Origin of the sequence: Pseudomonas aeruginosa, assembly GCF_001457615.1 — a bacterium.
GTDB classification, from domain to species: domain Bacteria; phylum Pseudomonadota; class Gammaproteobacteria; order Pseudomonadales; family Pseudomonadaceae; genus Pseudomonas; species Pseudomonas aeruginosa.
In genome coordinates this window covers 1,557,439-1,574,848 of record NZ_LN831024.1, presented here as the reverse complement: position 1 = coordinate 1,574,848, position 17,410 = coordinate 1,557,439, and the positions used below count along the sequence as shown (strand labels likewise).

Sequence of the window (17,410 nt, the reverse complement as noted above, 5' to 3'; positions counted from 1 at the left end):
TCATCAGTGGCTGCCGGCCCAGGCCAGCGGCTGTTCGTTCAGGCCCCAGTAGAGGCTCTTCTGCTCCATGTACTGGAGTATCCCCAGGCGGCCCTTTTCGCGGCCCAGGCCGCTGTCGCGCCAGCCGCCGAAGGGGGTGGAGATGGAGAACTGCTTGTAGGTGTTGATCCACACGGTGCCGGCCTGCACGGCGCGGCCGAGCCGCCAGGCGCGCTGGAAGTCGCGTGTCCAGATGCCGGCGGCCAGCGCGTAGCAGCTGTCGTTGGCCTCTTCGATCAGGGCCTCTTCGCTGTCGAAAGGCATGGCCACCAGCACCGGGCCGAAGACTTCCTCCTGGCACAGGCGGGCGTCGTTGGTGAGGCCTTCGATGATGGTCGGGGTGTAGAAGTAGCCACGATCGAAGGCTGCGCCATGGGGACGTACGCCCCCCGTGCGCAGGCGACCGCCCTCGGCCACGCCCATCTCGACATAGCGCTCCACCGACTCGCGGTGCCGCGCGCTGATCAGCGGGCCCATCTGGGTGCGCTCGTCGGCCGGGTTGCCGACGCGCAGGGCCGCGGCGCCGGTGGCCAGGCGCTCCATGAATTCGTCGTAGCGCTCGCTGGCGACGAACAACCGCGAGCCGGCAATGCAGGATTCGCCGCTGGAACTGAAGATGCCATAGAGCACGCCGGCCACCGCGTGGTCGAGATCGGCGTCGGCCAGCACCATGGTCGGCGACTTGCCGCCCAGTTCCAGGGACACCGGCATCATCTTGTCGGCGGCGATGCGCGCGATGTGCTTGCCGGTGCGGGTGCCGCCGGTGAAGGACACGCGCCTGGCCAGGGGGTGGCGGGTCAGGGCATCGCCGATCAGCGCGCCCTTGCCCGGCAGCACGCTGACCAGCCCACGCGGCAGGCCGGCCTCATCGCAGATGCGCGCCAGCGCCAGGGCGGCCAGCGGGGTGATCTCGGCCGGCTTGACCACCACCGCGTTGCCGGCGGCCAGGGCCGGGGCGAGCTTCTGCGCCTCGGAGGCGATGGGCGAGTTCCACGGGGTGATGGCAACCACCACGCCCATGGGCTCGTACACGCTCATGCTGACGAAGTCGCCGCGCGACGGCGTGATGCTTTCCTCCAGGGTCTCGCAGGCGGCGGCGAAGAACTGGAAGGTGGCGGCGGCGCTGGCCACCAGGTTGCGGGTTTCCCTGATCGGCTTGCCGTTGTCCAGGCGCTGCAACTGCGCCAGTTCTTCGCTGCGCTCGCGGATCAGCGCGGCGATACGATAAAGCACGGTGGCCCGCTCATGAGGCTTGCGCTGGGCCCAGCCGCTCTCACGGAAGGCGCGGTGGGCGCCGGCCATGGCTTCCTCCACGTCCTCCAGGCTGGCCGCATGCAGGCGGGCGACGGCCTCGCCGGTGGCCGGATAGAGGCTTTCGTAGAGGTCGCCGCCGCCCGCTCGCCACTCGCCGGCGATGCAGATGGGTTGGATCGGGTTCAGGTCAATCACGGTAGTCGTCCCTAGATCGAAATCGCGTGGGCGTGGTTGCCCAACGCTCGGACCACGCTGTACACGGTCAGCGCCGATGTCTTCGGGTTGGCCGCCAGCGGTTTGCCACGCAAGGTCAGTTCGAAGCCGCCGAAGGCGCCGCTGGCTTCCACCTGGTGCACGTTCTCGCAGCTTTCGGGGTCGGCGATCAGGCGCACCTGGGTGCGGTCCAGGCCGAGGCCGGCGAGCGACAGGGTGGCGGCGACATTGGCGTTCTTCGGATAGAGCCGCGCCGCCTCGCGGGCGCTGCCGTCGAAGATCACCCGCGCCTTCTCCAGGCGCTGCAGGTCGCAGACCGTCTCGCCCGGCGTCCCCAGCCAGGCGCTCGCCGGCTTGCGCCCGGTGTAGCGCACCGACTCGAGGCCACCGACCCTGGCCGCCGACAGCGCATCGATGGCGCCGATGGCGCCGGGCAGCAGCTCGATGCGGCTGCCTCCGGCTTGCGCCGCGACTTCCAGGCGCTCCACCAGGCCCGGCTCGGACAGCGCGCCCACCGAGACCACCAGGCAGGGAATGCCTTGGGCCAGCGCCGGCAGCACGTGCTGCTCGATGGCGCGGTGCCCGGCGCACTCCACCAGAAGATCGGGGCGCTCTCCGGCCGGCAGCGCGCTGAGTACCCGCGGCGGCCGGCGCAGGCTGGCCAGGCGATGGCGGACCTGGGTCTCGGAGTCGCGAGGAACGATCACCGCATCGACCCTCAGTTGCGGATCGTTTTCCAACAGTTCCAGGACGCCGGCGCCGATGGCGCCGCAGCCGATCATGACGATATTCAGCATGGCGAGAGCCTCAGGCGGTGGCCTTGTCGGTCTTGGCATCGTTGGTCGGCGGGCCGGCGAAAATGCTCTTGAAGCTGCCCACCGCGAGCATGTCCACCTCCAGCAGGAAGGGACCTGGCTCGGCCAGGGCGCCATCGAGCACGGCGCTGAAATCCTTCAGATCGCTGACCTTGGCATGACGCAGGCCGAGGGAAGCCGACAGTTGGGCGTAGTCCGGGGTGTGCAGGTCGACGTAGCAGCGGCGGCCACCGTAGGCGGCGTCCTGGATGTTCTTGATCACCCCGTAGCCCTGGTCGTTCATCAGCACGATGAGCATGTCGGCCCGCTCCTGCACGGCGGTGGCCAGTTCGCCCAGGTTGAGGATGAAGCCGCCGTCGCCGGCGAGCACGAAGGTCTTGCGCCCAGGCGCGGTTTCCGCCGCGCCGACCGCCGCGCCGATGCCCATGGCCAGGCCCTGGCCGATGCCACCGCCGAGGGCGTGGACGCCGGCGCGGGGGCTGAAGATATTCAGGTGGCGGTTGCCCCAGGTGCTGTTGGAGACGGTGACGTCGCGCACCCAGTTGAAATTGCGGCCGGCCAGCGCCTGCAGTTGCTCCACCAGCGAAGCGTAGGGGCCAAGGCCGTCCACCAACTGGGCGCGGGCCTGGTTGCGCGCGGCGGCGAGATCCGCGGCGAAGGCCGGGTCCACCGACAGGCGCCCTTCCAGGCGGTCGGCGAGCCCCTTGAGGACCCGTTCGGAATCGCCGCAGACGAAGAAATCGCTGGGGTAGCAGCGGCCCTCCGCCGTGGCATCGGCGTCTGCCCGGTAAAGCGGACGCGGGAGCTTGAGTTCGTACTTGAGGGTTTCGTTGCCGCGCAGGCGCGAGCCCACCACGAGCATGGCGTCGCAGCTCTGGTAGAACCGCTCCACCGGTTTGTTCAGGTTGAAGGCGCCGAGGGAACGCGTGTCGTCTTCCGGGACGATGCCACGCCCCTGGGTGCTGGTGACCACGCCCACGCCCATGGCCAGCAGGCGTTGTACCTGCGGGCCGGCATGCCGGGCACCGCCCCCCAGCCAGAGCATCGGTCGCCGCGCCTGGGCGAAACGCTCGGCTAGGTCGTCCAGGGCTTGCTCGGAGGGCCTGGCCACCGGCACCGGCAGCGGCGACAGGTCGGCCGGCAGGTTGATCAGCGCCGATTGGATATCGATCGGGATTTCCACGCTCACCGGGCCGGCGGGCGCGGTCAGGGCGGTTTGCACGGCCAGCTTGAGGGTGCTGATGGCGGTGTCGACGCTGCGCACGCGGAAGGCCGCCTTGGAGATGGCCTTGAGCATGCTCAACTGGTCCGGCGCCTCGTGGATGTAGGCGAGGCTCCGATCCAGGTAGGGGGTTTCGATCTGCCCGGTCAGGTGCAGCAGCGGGGTGCCGGCAGTGAGCGCCTCGACCAGCGCCCCGGCAGCGTTGCCGGCGGCGGTTCCGGTGCTGGTCAGGCACACGCCCAGGCCACCGCTGGTGCGGGCGTAGGCATCGGCCATGTTGGCCGCCCCGGCCTCGCCGCGGGCCATCACGAAACGGATGTTGCCGCGGCTGGCGAAGGCATCGAGGATCGGCATGTTGTGGATCGAGATCACCCCGAAGGCGGCCTTCACCTCGCACTGTTCGAGGAAGGCGGCGATGGCGGCGCCGACGGTGACTTGGCTTGCGTTACGCATGACGGGACAACCCTCCGGAAACGTCGATATGACTGCCCGTCGTATAGGCAGACAGGGGAGATGCGAGGAACAGGATGGCGCGGGCCGCCTCGATCGGCTTGCCCAGGCGTCCCAGGGGAATCTGCTTGTTCCGCGCCAGCTGCGCGGTCCATTGCGCCCAGTCCAGCTCGCGCTCTTCGCGGGCTTCGAAACGGCGCCGCCACTGGCCGGACTCGACCAGGCCGATGAGGATGCCGTTGACCCGTACGCCCTTAGGCGCGAACTCGAAGGCCATGGAGCGCACCAGGTTCTTCACCCCGGCGCGGGCCGCGCTGGTAGCCACCATGTGCGGCTCCGGCTGGCTGGCCAGCAGCGAGTTGACGCAGACGATGGCCGCGTCGGCGCGGCTTTCCAGTTGCGGCAGGAAAGCGCGTACCGGGTGGATGACGGAAAAGAACTTCAGTTGCAGTTCCTCGCTCCAGGCCTCGTCCGTGGTCTCGGCGAAGGTCGAGACGCGGCCCTGGCCGGCGTTGTTCACCAGGATGCTGGCGCACCCCAGCGTTCTCTCGCAGGCTTCGGCGAAGGCGCGCACCTGCAACGCATCCAGCACGTCGCAGACACTGGCGAACAGGCGCGCCCCGGGGAAGCGCTGGCGTAGCGCGGACTCGGCGGCACGCAGGCGCTCGCCGTCGCGAGCGCAGAAAGCCACGGCGGCGCCTGCCTCCAGCAGCAGTTCCACCGTGGCCAGGCCGATCCCGGAGGAACCGCCGGTGACCACCGCCACCGCCTCGGACAGGTCATACGGTTTCATGCGGGCGACTCCGGAAGATCGGGGTAACGTTGTCCTGGCCGTCGGCGCGGTAGTCGAGCAGGTACGACAGCTCGTCGGCGCTGCTGCGCACCCGGCTGACCAGTCCCTCGATGCGTTCCGGGTCGATATGCCCGGCGGCGATGGTCGCCCCCATCGCCGCGATGACGCGACCGCTGTGATCACGTACCGGCGCCGCGACGGTGGAGATGCTCGCCTCGAAGAACCCCTCGCCCTGGACGAAGCCACGCTGGCGGTCGCCCTGGACCATGTCGAAGAGTTCCAGCACGCTGCGCGGGGTGTTCGGCGAGAACTGCTCCAGCTGCTCCTCCGGGTACAGCTCGCGCAGCTCGCCCAGGCTCAGGTCCTGCAGCAGGATGCGGCCGAGCACCGTGGCGTGGGCCGGCAACCGGGTCCCGACGTTCACCGAGCTGCTCAGCGGGGTGGACGGCGAAACCTTGGCCACGTAGACGATCGAACGGCCGTCGCGCACCACCAGGTTGCAGGGGTAGCGGATCTCGTCGCACAGGCGGTTCAGCAGCGGCTGGCCGAGTTCGGTCAGCTCCAGCGAGGCCAGGTACTCGAAGCCCAGGCGCAACACCGCCATGCCCAGGCGGTACTCGTTGCCGTTGCGGGTGACGAAGCCCATGGCCTCCAGGGTGGTCAGCAGGCGGAAGATGGTCGAGCGCGGCAGCTTCAGGCGCCGCGCCAACTCCGGCGCCGTCAGGGTACGGTCCTTCCGGCTGAACTCGCAGAGCAGCAGCAGGCCGCGTTCGAGGCCAGGCACGATGTACTTGTCTTGCGAATCGTCTGACTTATCCATTGGCGGTTCCTTCAAGAGAGAGGCGTTGCGCGTGGCCGATGCGTCCTGCGACCACTTCGGGTTGTTCGATCGGGCTGGCGTGGCCGGCCCCGGGAATCGACGAGAACGACGCGCCGAGCTGGCGGGCGATGGCGCCGCAACTCTCGGGCGTGGTGATGCCGTCGTCCTCGCCGCAATGCACCTCGCAAGGAGCGGCAGGCTGCCCGTTGCCCAGCAGGTCGTCGCCGCAGAGCAGCTCGACGGCCTGGCGGTAGCCCTCGGGGTTGAGCCGCGCCATGTTCCAGCGCACCCAGGCCAGGGCCTCCTCGCTGGGGTTGCGGCCGAGCAGGCGCGCGGTGCGCTCGCTGGCCATGCCGTCGATACCGAAGCGCTCCAGGTTCTCCAGGCGCTGGCGGCGCACCTGGGCGCCGCTGTCGCGCAGCTCGGCGGCGCCGTAGCCGCGCGCCGGGCTGAGCAGCACCAGGCGGCGCACCCGCGCCGCGCCGATGCCGGCGGCGTAGGCCGTGGCCATCAGCGCGCCGAGGGAGTGGCCCACCAGCAGGCAGCTCTCCACGCCCAGCGCATCCAGCAGCAGCTCCAGGCACGCGGCGTAGTCGCAGGCCTTGGGCCGGGCCGGCGGCAGCGGCGTGGACAGGCCGTAACCCGGCGCGTCCCAGGCGATCACCCGATTGCCGGCGGCCAGGCGCTGGGCGCAATGCAGCCAGGACGCCGAGCCCGAACCGATGCCGTGCAACAGCACCACCACCGGGCCCTGGCCGCATTCGCGGATGGCCAGCTGGGCGCCGTCGGCCAGTTGCACCAGCCGCTCGGGAAAGCGCTGTTGCAGGTTCGGGACGGGGGTGTGGGTCTGCGCCATGTTCATCGGCGGCCTCAGCGCTTGATGCTCGCCAGAGGGTGCTCCGGCGGGTAGGTCGGGGTGATCGGCTTCTTCGCACCGAGCATCACGCACATCAGCGCATCCTCGTCGCCGATGTTGATCTCCTCGCGGTACACGCCCGGCGGCACGGAAATCACGTCGCGGTCGGTGAGGATGGTCTCGAAGCGCTCGCCGTCCTTCTCCAGCACCACCTTGAGCTTGCCGCGCAGGACGAAGAACACTTCCTCGACGTCGATGTGCAGGTGCGGCGGGCCTTCGTGACCCGCCGGGATGACCATGGTGGAAAAGGTGAAGTGCTCGGACGGAATGGTGTTCATGTCACTGGCCACACCGGTGCCGCCGGTGCCGATGTAGCGCATCTGCGCGCGGCGGAACCTGGGGTCGTAGTCGGCCTGGAACTTCAGCGCGTTCCAGTCGTACTTGCGGGTGGAGTAACGGGCGATGCGGGTGTTGCACCACTCCTCGAAGCTGGCGCCTTCGGGGCGGTCCCAGGATTTCGGGGCGTTCTGGTTCAGATCGGTCATGGAGTCCTCCGGATCAGGGCATGACGAACCCGCCGTTGACCGGCAAGGTTTGTCCAGTGATGAAGCGGGAAAGGTCGGAAAGGGCGAACAGCACCGCGCCGCAGACATCCGCCGGCTGTTGGCCGCGCTGGAGCGCGCGCTGCTCGCGGTAGAGCCGGTGGCGGGCGGCCGGCACGTACTCGGTGGCCTCGACCTCCACCAGTCCGGGAGCGATGGCGTTGACGGTGATGCCGTCGCCGCCCAGCTCGCGGGCCAGGCTGCGGGTCATGGCGATCAGCGCGCCCTTGCTGGCGCTGTAGGCGAGCAGGTTGGGCGCGCCCCACAGCGGGGTGTCGGAGGCCAGGTTGACCACCGCGCCACGTCCGGACTCGCGCAGCGCCGGCAGGCAGGCACGGGTCATCAGCCAGGTGCCGCGCACGTTGACCTGGAGCACCCGGTCGAACACCTCGATCTCCAGTTCTTCGCAGCTCTTGCCGCCGGAGTTGGTGATGGAGGCGTTGTTCACCAGGCCGTCGAGACCGCCCAGGCGCTCGACCGCCGCGGCCACGCAGCGCTCGATCGAAACCGGGTCGGCCAGGTCCAGTGGCAGGCCGCTGATATCCAGGCCCTGCTCGGCGAGTTCACGGGCGGAGCGCTGCACGCGTTCCTCCAGGATGTCGGCGATCACCACCCGGGCGCCGGCGCGTGCCGCCGCTTCGGCGAAGGCGTAGCCGAGGCCGCGGGCGCCGCCGGTGAGGAGCACGCGGCGACCGTCGAGAAGAGAGTTCTGGCTCATGGCGTTCACACCGTGCCCAGGTTGGCTTTCGGCAGGTAATGCAGGACGCGCTTCTCGGCCCAGACCACCGCGCCATAGGCGAGCACGCCGATCAGGGTGAGCATGACGATGGCGACGAACACCCCGGCGGTGTTGCCCTGCCCTTCGGCATCCACCAGCAGGAAGCCGAGGCCCTTGTTGCCGCCCACCAGCTCGCCGACGGTGACGCCGATCACCGCCAGGGTGGAGGCGATGCGCAGGCCGGAGAACAGCGCGGCCATCGCCGAGGGGAACTCCACCAGGCGGAAGATCTGCCAACGGCTGGCGCTCATCGCGCGCACCAGGTTGATCATGTCCGGGTCGACGGTGCGGATGGCCGAGAGCACGTTGATCATCACCGGGAAGAACACGATCAGCACGGCGATGAGGATCTTCGGGTACACCGTATAGCCCAGCCACATCACGAACAGCGGGGCGAAGGCCACCTTCGGCGCGATCTGCAGCGCCAGGATGTAGGGCGAGAGCATGGCCTCGGTGGTCGGCGACAGGCCGAGGGCAACGCCGATGCTCACGCCAAGCAGCGCGCCCAGGGCGAAACCGACGACGATCTCCAGGCTGGTGATCGCCGTGTGCTCCAGCAGTCCGGCGCCGTGCCACATGGCCACGCCCTCCGCCGCCACCCGGCTCAGCCCCGGCAGGACGAACTCGGGCATGCCGAGCAGGCCGGGCCCCCACTGCCAGGCAGCGAGGAACAGGAACAACAGCGCGAGACTGCCGAGCAAGGGTCTGGTGGAGAGGTTCATGGGCGGGCTCCGTGCTGCGCGGTCAGGTCGGCGGACTCGACGAAACGGTTGGTGTAAAGCTCGTCCAGCGGCGTCTCGCGGCCGACGATGCCTTCGCTGACGTAGAACCTGCGAACCTTGTCCAGGCGCTGCGGATCGATGTGCCCGAGCGGCTGCTGGTTGGCGTAGACGTGCTCGACATAGAGCCGCAGGACCCGTTCCAGGCTGGCCTCGCGGCCCTTGTAGGCGGGCACCGCGGCAGCGAAGGTGGCGGCGGCCTGCCTTGGGTCGGCGATGATGTCGCGCATGCCCATGAGGGTCGCCCTGACCACCCCGCCGACCACCTCAGGCTGCTTCTCGATGGCCTCGTCCGAGGCGAGGATCGCCTGGGCCATGCTCTCGAACACCTCGCTGCCCGGCAGCAACTTCACCTGCCGGCCGGCATCCTCGGCACTCACCACCCAGTCCGGCACGCCGGCCATGGCCTGCGAGCGGCCGGCGGAGAACAGTTGCCAGACGCCGGATGGGCCGGCCGCCTGGATGTCCACGTCGGACTTGCCCAGGCCAGCCTTGCGCATCGACGCCAGCAGGGCGTAGTAGGTGGTGTCGGAGTAGGACATCACGGTCAGGGTCTTGCCCTTGAGGTCCTTGACGCTGTCGATACCGGCCGTGCCATCGGTGGCGATCATGGTCACCCCGCCGGCACCGAGCACCGCCACGGCTTTCACCGGGATGCCGTTGGCGCGCACCACGATCGGCGTATCGCCGATGGCGCCGCCGACCGGTGCGTTGCCGGCGCCGATCTGCTTGGCCACGTCGACCCCGCCCTTGCCGGCGACGAAGGTCACCTTCAGGCCCAGGTCGGCGTAGTAGCCCTTCTCCCGGGCGATCACCCAGGGTGCGAAGGCCGGCGAGTTCGGCGGTGCCGGCAGCAGGTAGGTGACTTCCCGCGGGGCGGCCTGGACGGTCAGGCCGGCGGCGAACAACGCGCCGCACAATGCGGCGTTGAGCAATGACTTGGACATCAGCGGCTCCTGTAACGGAATTCGGATCGGCAGGCGGCGATCAGTGCAGCTCGGCGCTCTCGCCCACTTTCAGCAGGGTCATCAGGCGCCCGACCAGCGGCCCGATCTCCGGCAGCTTGCGGCGCTCCAGCGGGTTGTCGCGCAGCGGCAGGCCGACCTCGATCTCCTCGACGATGGTGCCCGGCCGCGCGCTCATCACCAGGATGCGATCGGACATGGCGATCGCCTCGACCAGGTCGTGGGTAATGAACAGCGCGGTCTTGCGTTGCTCGCAGAGCATCCGCGCCAGGTCCTGCTGGAGGATCATCTTGGTCTGCGCGTCGAGGGCCGAGAACGGCTCGTCGAGGAACAGCACCTGCGGGTCGGTGGCCAGGGTTCGGGCCAGGGCGGCGCGTTGGCGCATGCCGCCGGAAAGCTGGAACGGATAGTGCTCGGCGAAACCGGCGAGGTGACACTTCTCCAGCATTTCCTCGGCGATGGCGCGCCGTTCGCCGGCCGCGCGACCGTCGATCTCCAGGCCCAGCTCGATGTTGCGGCGAATGCTGCGCCAGGGCATCAGCAGGTCCTTCTGCAACATGAAGGAGACCTTGCGTACCGGACCGCTGACCCGCTCGCCGCCGACCCGCACCTCGCCTTCGCTGGGTGCGTAGAGACCCGCCCCCATGTTCAGCAGGGTGCTCTTGCCGCAACCGGACGGCCCGATGATGGACACCACCTCGCCGCGGCGGATGGCCAGGTCGAGCCCCTGCACCGCGAGGGTCGCCGCGCTTTTGCCGCGGCCCGGAAAATGCTTGGCGACGCCGCGGAATTCGATTTCGAGACGGCTATCCGCAGGAGCGGCTACAGGTAGCGAATGCTCGGAAGTGAGGATGCTCAACGACGTCGCTCTCATCTGGACTAAGCCTCTTGTCTTGTTTTATATATGAAACATCGTTTTAAATATAAAACTTGCAGAAGCCATGCCAGATGAAAGTTCACCGGCGAAACAGCCTTGTTCCGAGTATTAAACTTTTAAAATCAGAGAGTTGAATTAAAGCGCGGAGAATTACCGAGGAATCCTGCGACGAAAGGCGCTCCGAGCGGTTTTCACGCGGTTCGCCAGGCTTCCGGGAAGTGGGGCGTTGTTGCACACACAAGGAGCAACATTGCTCCATTCGGTAACAGGGGAAGGTTTCCTGACAGCCACATCGCTCGCTTGAACGAGTGCCGCAGGCTCTCGACCTCTGCTCGCAGCAACTCCCCTGCTTATATAAGGACGAGGGTCTTCGCAGCGAAGACTTCAGGCCGAGGCAGACAGGGACGAAACGACTGCGGCGGTCCCGGACACACCGGGCTGCGGGTGGCGTCCGCCGCGGACGCCACCCTCGCCCCGGAGCCGCGCCAGGCGACTCCGGGCGTGCAACCTCAGGGTCGCAGTTCGAACAGCGCCGGCAGCGGCGGCCACTCCGAAGGCACCTTGCGGAAGCGACTGAAGCCGGCGGCCTCGGCCATCTGCCGCGCGCGGTCCTCGCCCATGAAGGCGCCGAGGCCCTCGCCGCCGTGGGACAGCGAACAGGTCATGCAATACAGCGTGCTCTGCGGGTACATCACGCGACCGAACAGGTTCATGTTCTCGTGCAGTTCCTGCGACAGGTTGAGTTCCACCATCAGGTAGGTCCCATCGTCGGCGGTCGACTCGCGCAGGTCCTTCATCATCTGCTGCGGGTCGGTCGCGTCGTGGATGACCACGAAGGTCGTGACGAAGTCGAACTTCTTGCCCGCCAGCGCATCGGAATCGCTGACCTCGAAGCGCACCCGGTCGCCGACCCCCGCGGCCTCGGCGTTCGCCCGCGCGCGTTCGATGGACGGCGCGTGGAAGTCACAGCCATAGACCTGGGCTTCGGGGAACGCCTTGGCCATCATGATCGCGGCCAGCCCGCTGCCGCAGCCGAAATCGAGCACGCTGCCACCCGCCTGGAGCTTTTCCTTGACGCCATCCAGCGAAGGAATCCAGTGCTGCACGAGGAAGTGCTTGTACCAGGGCATGGTCATGCGCTCCATGCCTTCCCAGGTTTCCAGCGGGAAGGATTCCTCGGGGCAACCGCCGCCGCAGCGGAAGGCCTCGATGATCTTCGGCGCCATGCTCACGAAGGGCACGCTCAACTGGATGATCCCGCCGGCGAAATAAGGCGAGTCCTCGTCGGCGAGCACCGGGACGAACTCGGCCGGCAACCGATAGCTCCTGCTCTGCGGATCGTAGGCCAGGTAGTTGCCGGTGACCATGCTGCCCAGCCATTCGCGCAGGTAGCGGGTGGTGTAGCCGGTCTGCTGCGCCAGCTCTTCCAGGGTCACCCATTGGCCATGGGCGAGCGCCTTGAACAGCCCCAGGCGGTCGCCGATGTAGAGCATCGCGCCGCGCAGGGTATTGCCGTAGTCCTCCATGATCCGTGCTGAAAACTGCTTGACCTTCGCGGTTTCGATCTCGTTAGCCTTTGTCATTCTTGTTCTCCGTTGATGTGCAGTACCGCCGCCTCTGGCGGCGGGTGATTCAGTGGTGGCTGGCGACCTTGTCCAGCACCTTGTCGACGATGGTCCCGGCCATGCCGAGATGGGTCCGCGGCTCGAACAGCCTGGCCAGGGTTTCCTTCGGCATGACGGCGCCCACCCGCGGATCCGACTCGAGCGCCTGGCGCATCGGAATCCGCTTGCGCTGGCAGGCCTGGGTGATCTCGAAGATGATTTCGTAAGCGCTGCTCTTGCCCAGTTGCTTGGCCATCTCGAAGACGAACGCCTCGGTACAGATCGCATCGCTGTATGCATTCGCCGTCCGCGCCATGGTCTCGTCGTGGACCGTGAGCCCGTCGATGGTGTCGGTCAGCAGCGACAGCGCCATCAGCGCATAGTGGGAAACGTCCGCCACCGCACACCATTCCAGGCGCGTGCCGCGGTAGTCCCGCTCGTGCTCGAGGATCATGGCGTCCAACGCGAGCAGGACCTGGGCCTTGGCCAGCCGGGCCAGCACCACGACCTGCTCGCAGCCTTCCGGATTGCGCTTGTGGGGCATGGTGCTGCTACCGATCTGCTGCTGCGTCCAGCCCACCTCCAGCTCGCCGATCTCCCAGCGGTTCAGGGTGCGGATCTCGTCGGCGATCCGCGCCAGGGACGCGGTGACCATGGCCAGGGTGCTGACGAACTCGGTAACCCGGTCGCGGGACACGTGCCAACCCGCCAGCGGCACGTCCAGCGACAGCCGCCGCGCGAAGCTTTCGAGCAGGAGCATGGCCTCGTCGCCGAAGGCGGCCATCGTGCCCACGCCGCCGAACAGTTGCACCACCAGGATCCGCTTGCGCGCCTCGCCCAGGCGTTCGCGGTGACGCAGCAACTCGTCGATCCAGCCGGCCACCTTCAGCCCGAAGGTGGTTGGCAACGCCGGGATCGAGTGGGTCCTGGCGACCATCAGCGCATTGCGGGTCCCGCTCGCCAGCACCGAGAGCCGGTCCAGGAGGATGTCCAGCGCCCGCTCCGTTTCATCCAGCACATCGCGCATTTCCAGGGACTGCGCGGTGTCCTGGATATCCTGCGTGGTCGCGCCGAAATGCACGTACTCGCGCGCGCTGGGGCTGCAGTTCCTTTGCAGCGCGCCCAGCAGGGGCATCAGCGAGTGCCCGGTGCTGGCCACGCCGTCGGCGATCTGCTGCAGGTCGACGGCCGAAAGCCTGGCGGCCTTCGCGATCTCCAGCGCCGCCTCGGGCGGAATGACGCCGACATCGGCCTGCGCCAGCGCCAGCGCCGCCTCCACGTCGAGCCAGCGTTGCAGGCGGCAGTGGCTACAGAAGATCCGGCGGCTCACCGGACCGGCGTAGCCGCCGCCATGGGTTTTAGAGTCAACGATGTGACTGTGTTCGTGCTTGCAGGACGACTCGGCCGGTGCGCCGCCGAAGCTCTGCGGATGCGCGGTGCACGAGGAACGGGCAAGCATTTCCAGCGATTCAGCATCCATCACCTATCCTCCATCACGTACTGGGACTGACCGGGATTTCCTTGGGAAGAGGCGGCGCCTTCGGGCCTGTCGCCCGACGCGCCGGTTCGTGGTTTGCCGGCGACCAGGTCGACCATCTCCGCGGCGAGGCCGACGTAGCCGACGGGGTCGAGCAGTTCTTCGAGCGCCTCGGCGCTGAAACAGCCGCGCAACCTTGGCTGCCCGAGCAGCGCCTCGCGGAACGGAACGCCCTGCCGCTGGGAGGCCTGGGTTATCTCATGGAGCAGTTCGTGGGCGGTCTGCTTGCCGAACTGCCCCGCCAGCGCGAGCATGACCCGCTCCGACAGGATCAGCCCACCCAGCAGGTCGAGGTTGGCGCGCATGCGTTCCTCGCGCACCTCGAGCCCCTCGGCCAGCACCGCCTCCATGCGGGTCAGCAAGGCGCCGGCGTAGACGAACAGCTCCGGCAACGCCGCCCACTCGATGCGCCAGGCGGTGCCGTCGCGCTCGTGCAACTGGAACGCGGCATCGGTGAGCGCCACCATCTGTGCCCGCACCAGCCGCGACAGCGCGCTGACCAGGTCGACCGACGACGGGTTCCGCTTGTGCGGCATGGTGCTGCTGCCCACCTGTCCCGGCCGGCTGCCCTCGCGTACCTCGTCGATTTCGCTGCGCTGCAGGTGGTAGATCTCGTTCGCCACCCGGCCCAGCGTCACCGACACCTGGACCAGCAACCCGGCAACCTCCAGCACCCGGTCCCGGGCGCTGTGCCAACTGGTCGACGGCGCGCCGAGGCCAAGCCTGGCCAGGGTTCGCCGCTGTAGCTCGAAGCCCTGGGCGCCGAACGACGCCAGGGTTCCCACGGCACCGGTCAGGTTGCCGACCAGGACGCGTTCGCGCGCTTCGTCGAAGCGCGCCAGGTGACGGTCGATTTCATCCACCCAGACGGCGACCTTGTAGCCGAAGGTCGTGGGCAGCGCCTGCTGCCCGTGGGTGCGTGCAACCATCGGCGTGTGCTGGTGGCGCAGGGCAAGCGCCAGCAGATGGCCACGGATCGAGTGCAGGAGCCCGAGCGCATGGCCCCAGGCTTCCTTGACCTGCAGCATCAGCCCGGTGTCGAGGATGTCCTGGGTGGTCACGCCATAGTGCACGTACTCCCCCCAGCTACCCTCGCACGACCTCGCCAGGGCGCGGATGGTAGGCACCAGTAGGTGCCCTGTCTCCAGGCTTTCGCGGCCCAGTTGGGTGAGGTCGAAGCGCTCCACCTGGGCGGCGCGGTCGATCTCCCGCGCCGCCTCGTGGGGGATGATGCCCATCTCGGCCTGGGTCGCCGCCAAGGCTCGCTCGACATCCAGCCACCTCCGCACCTGGTTGGTATCGGAAAAGATCGCGGCGAATGCCGGGGACGAGTAGGCGCCCCCGTGTATACGGGATTCCGTAATGTGACTTGGCATTTTCGAGTGCTCGCTTTGTCCCGGTGGAAGTCACTTGACGCTCTGCATCTCTTCCCAGATCGCGTCGTAATAGGCCCTTTCCACACGGAAGTGCTGCGATAGCGAGGTCAGGAACGCATTCTGGAACTGCACGTCCGGAATCCGCCGCGCGATGAGTTGCCATTCGCGCTTGGCCCGCGGCGGTACGAGGCTGATGTGGACCTTGTAGTACTCCGCCTGGTCCTCGCTCAGGCCGGCCTGGAGCAGGGCCCGATAGAGCTTTTCGTGGTTCCCCGGCACGACCAGTTCGGTGATGTAGAACACCGCCAGCCCCCAACCGACCTCGGCATGCCGGAAGGCACGGGCGCGATTGTTCAGGTAGGCGATTTCCTCGGGCATCGTCGACACGGCCTGGAAGTCCGCCTCAAGGCCGATGGCCTCGAGCAGCTTGGCCAGCAGGCGCGGATGCGAACCCTTTTCGTCTTCCTCGCCCAACTCGCCATAGAGGTAACGCGCGAGCGCCGCGGCCTCGTCCACATCGGTCAGGTTGACCAACAGGTCGGCCGCATCGCGGTACAGGCGGAAGGTGCGGAACCACTGGTGACGGAGGAACACCTGGAGCTGCGCGCGGGAGGCCGAGCCGGAGAACACGTACTGCGACATCGGGTGCCGCTCGCGGGACTGCGCGGCGATTTCCTGTTCGAGTCGCTTCTGGAAATCCTCCTCGGACAACGCCCTGGAAAGATCGGCGGCGGGCATGAAACGCTCTTCGACGCGATAGATCGCCCGGGCCAGCCAGCGCCGGGTCTGGGCGGTCGCCACGTCGTCGCTCAACGAAAGGACGTAGAGCAACTGCTGGTACGCGGCATAGGCCTGGCGGTCGCCCTTGAGCCCTGCCTCGGCCAGCGCGGCCAGCTTGCTCGCGGCGCTATCGATCTGGCGGGAAGTAGCGTGGACGGCCAGCGCATCGGCAACGATGCGTGCTTCTTCGATGGGCAGGTTCTGCAACTGCGGCAGGGAAAAATTGCGGGTATTCATCCTGTACTCCTTGTTCTTGTTCTGGATAGGCATCAGGCCATGGCCAGGGAATTCGCCTGCATCTGCTCCCAGAGCAGGTCGAAGTAGGCCCGGTTGATTTCGAAGTGGCGCGCCAGCGACTGCATGAACTGGCGCTGGAAGTCTTCGCTCGGCGCGAACTTGGCGATCAGCGCCCACATCTCCTCGGTATCGATCTCGTCCTGGGTGCCGTGCAGGCGATGGAACTCGCTGGGTTGCTCGGGCACGCCCAGGCGCTGCAGGAGTTCGTAGATGCGCCGGTGGTTGACGCAGCTCACCGACTCGACCGCGTACAGGAGCGCAAGGCCCCAGGCGACATCGGTGTGCCGCACGCAACGGATACGGTTGTTGAGGTAGGCCTTCTCCAGCGGATGCAGCGCCGGGAAATCGATGCGCAGCGGAATGTCGAAGTAGGTCATCAGGTGGGACAGCAACGCGGGGTGCGAGCGCTCCGGCGTCTCCGCCCCGGCCTCGCCGTAGAGGTTGCGGTAGAACACCGAGGCGTCCTCGATGTTTTCGAAGCGGAAGGCCAGCTCCGCCAGGAGGCTGTAGAAGTTGTAGGAACGGACCCAATGGTGTTCCAGGAAGAAGCGCACGTCCTCGACCGGCGGCGTGCCCTGGAACAGGTGGACCGACATGGGATGGCGCACCCGGCTGCGCGCCTCGATCTCGGCGTCGACCTTCTTGCGGAACTCCTCCACCGGGACGGCGCTGAAACCGGCCGGCTCGGGAGCGAAACGATCCTCGACCAGGTAGACCTGGCTCGCCATCCAGCGGCGGGTCGGCTCCGTATGCGGATCGCTGCCTACGTGCAGTTCCAGGAGCAACGCCTGGTACTGCGCGTAAGCCGAAGCATCGCCGCCCAGGCCTTTGGCCGTGACCGCGAGAATCGCCTCGAGCGCGAGCGTGATCTGGTCCAGGGAGGCACCGGGTTTCAAGGCTTCAGCCAGGAGAGCCGATGCATTTCGGGCAGGTTCCGACATTGTCCGCTGGGAACGGATATTCATATCGGAGGAAGAACTGCAGCATTGCTGTAACGGATTTGAAGTCATTTGGATCACCCTTGTTTTTGTTGTTGTGCGGGGCGACCGTAAAGCTTGCCACGGTGGCAAGGTCAAGCAATGCAGCGGCCTTCTCGGCGGACAACGGAGTTCGCCGAAAGGTGCTCTTCGATAACACTGGATGCGCTGCGAAAAACCCCGAGCTAAAGGCCTGCGAATCCATCGGAGAATAACTTTTAGGGTTTCCTGTCAGCGCCTCTTTCCGTTCACATAACTGTCACCTCGCGGCCGACTGAAATATTGATTTACAAATTCCAAAGCGTTCTTTCCACAATAGCCAAGCGCCATTGATGGCATATGGCGCGCAGACTTCAATGAAAATCATTTTCCTATT

General features: G+C 67.3%; 17 protein-coding genes. All 17 read right to left on the bottom strand.

Translation table 11 applies throughout. The features are described from left to right. Positions 1 to 3 precede the first annotated feature (3 nt). A complete protein-coding gene (locus AT700_RS07255; RefSeq protein ID WP_003453562.1) occupies positions 4 to 1,488 on the bottom strand; it encodes an aldehyde dehydrogenase in 1,485 nt (494 codons plus the stop codon). Between the two features lie 11 nt (positions 1,489 to 1,499). After that, entirely contained in the window at positions 1,500 to 2,303 is an 804-nt protein-coding gene (locus tag AT700_RS07250) for an aspartate dehydrogenase (RefSeq protein WP_003130116.1), read from the bottom strand. 10 nt (positions 2,304 to 2,313) lie between these two features. Further along, positions 2,314 to 3,996: a thiamine pyrophosphate-binding protein gene (locus AT700_RS07245; protein ID WP_003130114.1), complete on the bottom strand. Its 1,683-nt coding sequence runs from the start codon at positions 3,994 to 3,996 to the stop codon at positions 2,314 to 2,316. Beyond that, complete coding sequence (locus AT700_RS07240) at positions 3,989 to 4,786, bottom strand: SDR family oxidoreductase (RefSeq protein ID WP_003112903.1); 798 nt, start codon at positions 4,784 to 4,786, stop codon at positions 3,989 to 3,991. The genes AT700_RS07245 and AT700_RS07240 overlap by 8 nt, the downstream gene beginning before the upstream one ends. Next, the gene (locus AT700_RS07235; RefSeq protein ID WP_003112902.1) at positions 4,773 to 5,606 is read right to left on the bottom strand and encodes an IclR family transcriptional regulator; all 834 of its coding nucleotides are present in this window, start codon (positions 5,604 to 5,606) and stop codon (positions 4,773 to 4,775) included. The genes AT700_RS07240 and AT700_RS07235 overlap by 14 nt, the downstream gene beginning before the upstream one ends. Next, positions 5,599 to 6,468, bottom strand: coding sequence for an alpha/beta fold hydrolase (locus tag AT700_RS07230; RefSeq protein WP_003112901.1), 870 nt, complete (start codon positions 6,466 to 6,468; stop codon positions 5,599 to 5,601). Before AT700_RS07230 ends, AT700_RS07235 begins: the two co-directional genes overlap by 8 nt. 8 nt (positions 6,469 to 6,476) lie before the next feature. Further along, positions 6,477 to 7,007, bottom strand: a complete 531-nt coding sequence (locus AT700_RS07225; RefSeq protein ID WP_003112900.1) for a cupin domain-containing protein — start codon at positions 7,005 to 7,007, stop codon at positions 6,477 to 6,479. Positions 7,008 to 7,020: 13 nt separating this feature from the next. Further along, positions 7,021 to 7,782 (bottom strand): SDR family oxidoreductase, encoded by a 762-nt coding sequence (locus AT700_RS07220; protein ID WP_003112899.1) that lies wholly within the window; start codon positions 7,780 to 7,782, stop codon positions 7,021 to 7,023. Positions 7,783 to 7,787: 5 nt separating this feature from the next. Further along, positions 7,788 to 8,564 (bottom strand): ABC transporter permease, encoded by a 777-nt coding sequence (locus AT700_RS07215; RefSeq protein ID WP_003112898.1) that lies wholly within the window; start codon positions 8,562 to 8,564, stop codon positions 7,788 to 7,790. Next, entirely contained in the window at positions 8,561 to 9,568 is a 1,008-nt protein-coding gene (locus tag AT700_RS07210; RefSeq protein WP_003112897.1) for an ABC transporter substrate-binding protein, read from the bottom strand. The genes AT700_RS07215 and AT700_RS07210 overlap by 4 nt, the downstream gene beginning before the upstream one ends. Positions 9,569 to 9,608: 40 nt before the next feature. Then, complete coding sequence (locus AT700_RS07205) at positions 9,609 to 10,460, bottom strand: ABC transporter ATP-binding protein (RefSeq protein ID WP_003130104.1); 852 nt, start codon at positions 10,458 to 10,460, stop codon at positions 9,609 to 9,611. Positions 10,461 to 10,972: 512 nt separating this feature from the next. Continuing rightward, a complete protein-coding gene (locus AT700_RS07200) occupies positions 10,973 to 12,046 on the bottom strand; it encodes a class I SAM-dependent methyltransferase (protein ID WP_003092054.1) in 1,074 nt (357 codons plus the stop codon). A 49-nt stretch (positions 12,047 to 12,095) separates the two neighbouring features. Then, complete coding sequence (locus AT700_RS07195) at positions 12,096 to 13,547, bottom strand: class-II fumarase/aspartase family protein (RefSeq protein ID WP_003092055.1); 1,452 nt, start codon at positions 13,545 to 13,547, stop codon at positions 12,096 to 12,098. Next, entirely contained in the window at positions 13,547 to 14,980 is a 1,434-nt protein-coding gene (gene purB / locus AT700_RS07190; protein WP_019371555.1) for an adenylosuccinate lyase, read from the bottom strand. The genes AT700_RS07195 and purB overlap by 1 nt, the downstream gene beginning before the upstream one ends. 30 nt (positions 14,981 to 15,010) lie before the next feature. Continuing rightward, entirely contained in the window at positions 15,011 to 15,997 is a 987-nt protein-coding gene (locus AT700_RS07185) for an HOASN domain-containing protein (protein ID WP_003112894.1), read from the bottom strand. A 32-nt stretch (positions 15,998 to 16,029) separates the two neighbouring features. Next, the gene (locus AT700_RS07180; RefSeq protein WP_004345331.1) at positions 16,030 to 17,067 is read right to left on the bottom strand and encodes an HOASN domain-containing protein; all 1,038 of its coding nucleotides are present in this window, start codon (positions 17,065 to 17,067) and stop codon (positions 16,030 to 16,032) included. After that, positions 16,958 to 17,239, bottom strand: a complete 282-nt coding sequence (locus AT700_RS30235) for a hypothetical protein (protein ID WP_161789441.1) — start codon at positions 17,237 to 17,239, stop codon at positions 16,958 to 16,960. The genes AT700_RS07180 and AT700_RS30235 overlap by 110 nt, the downstream gene beginning before the upstream one ends. Positions 17,240 to 17,410 lie beyond the last annotated feature (171 nt).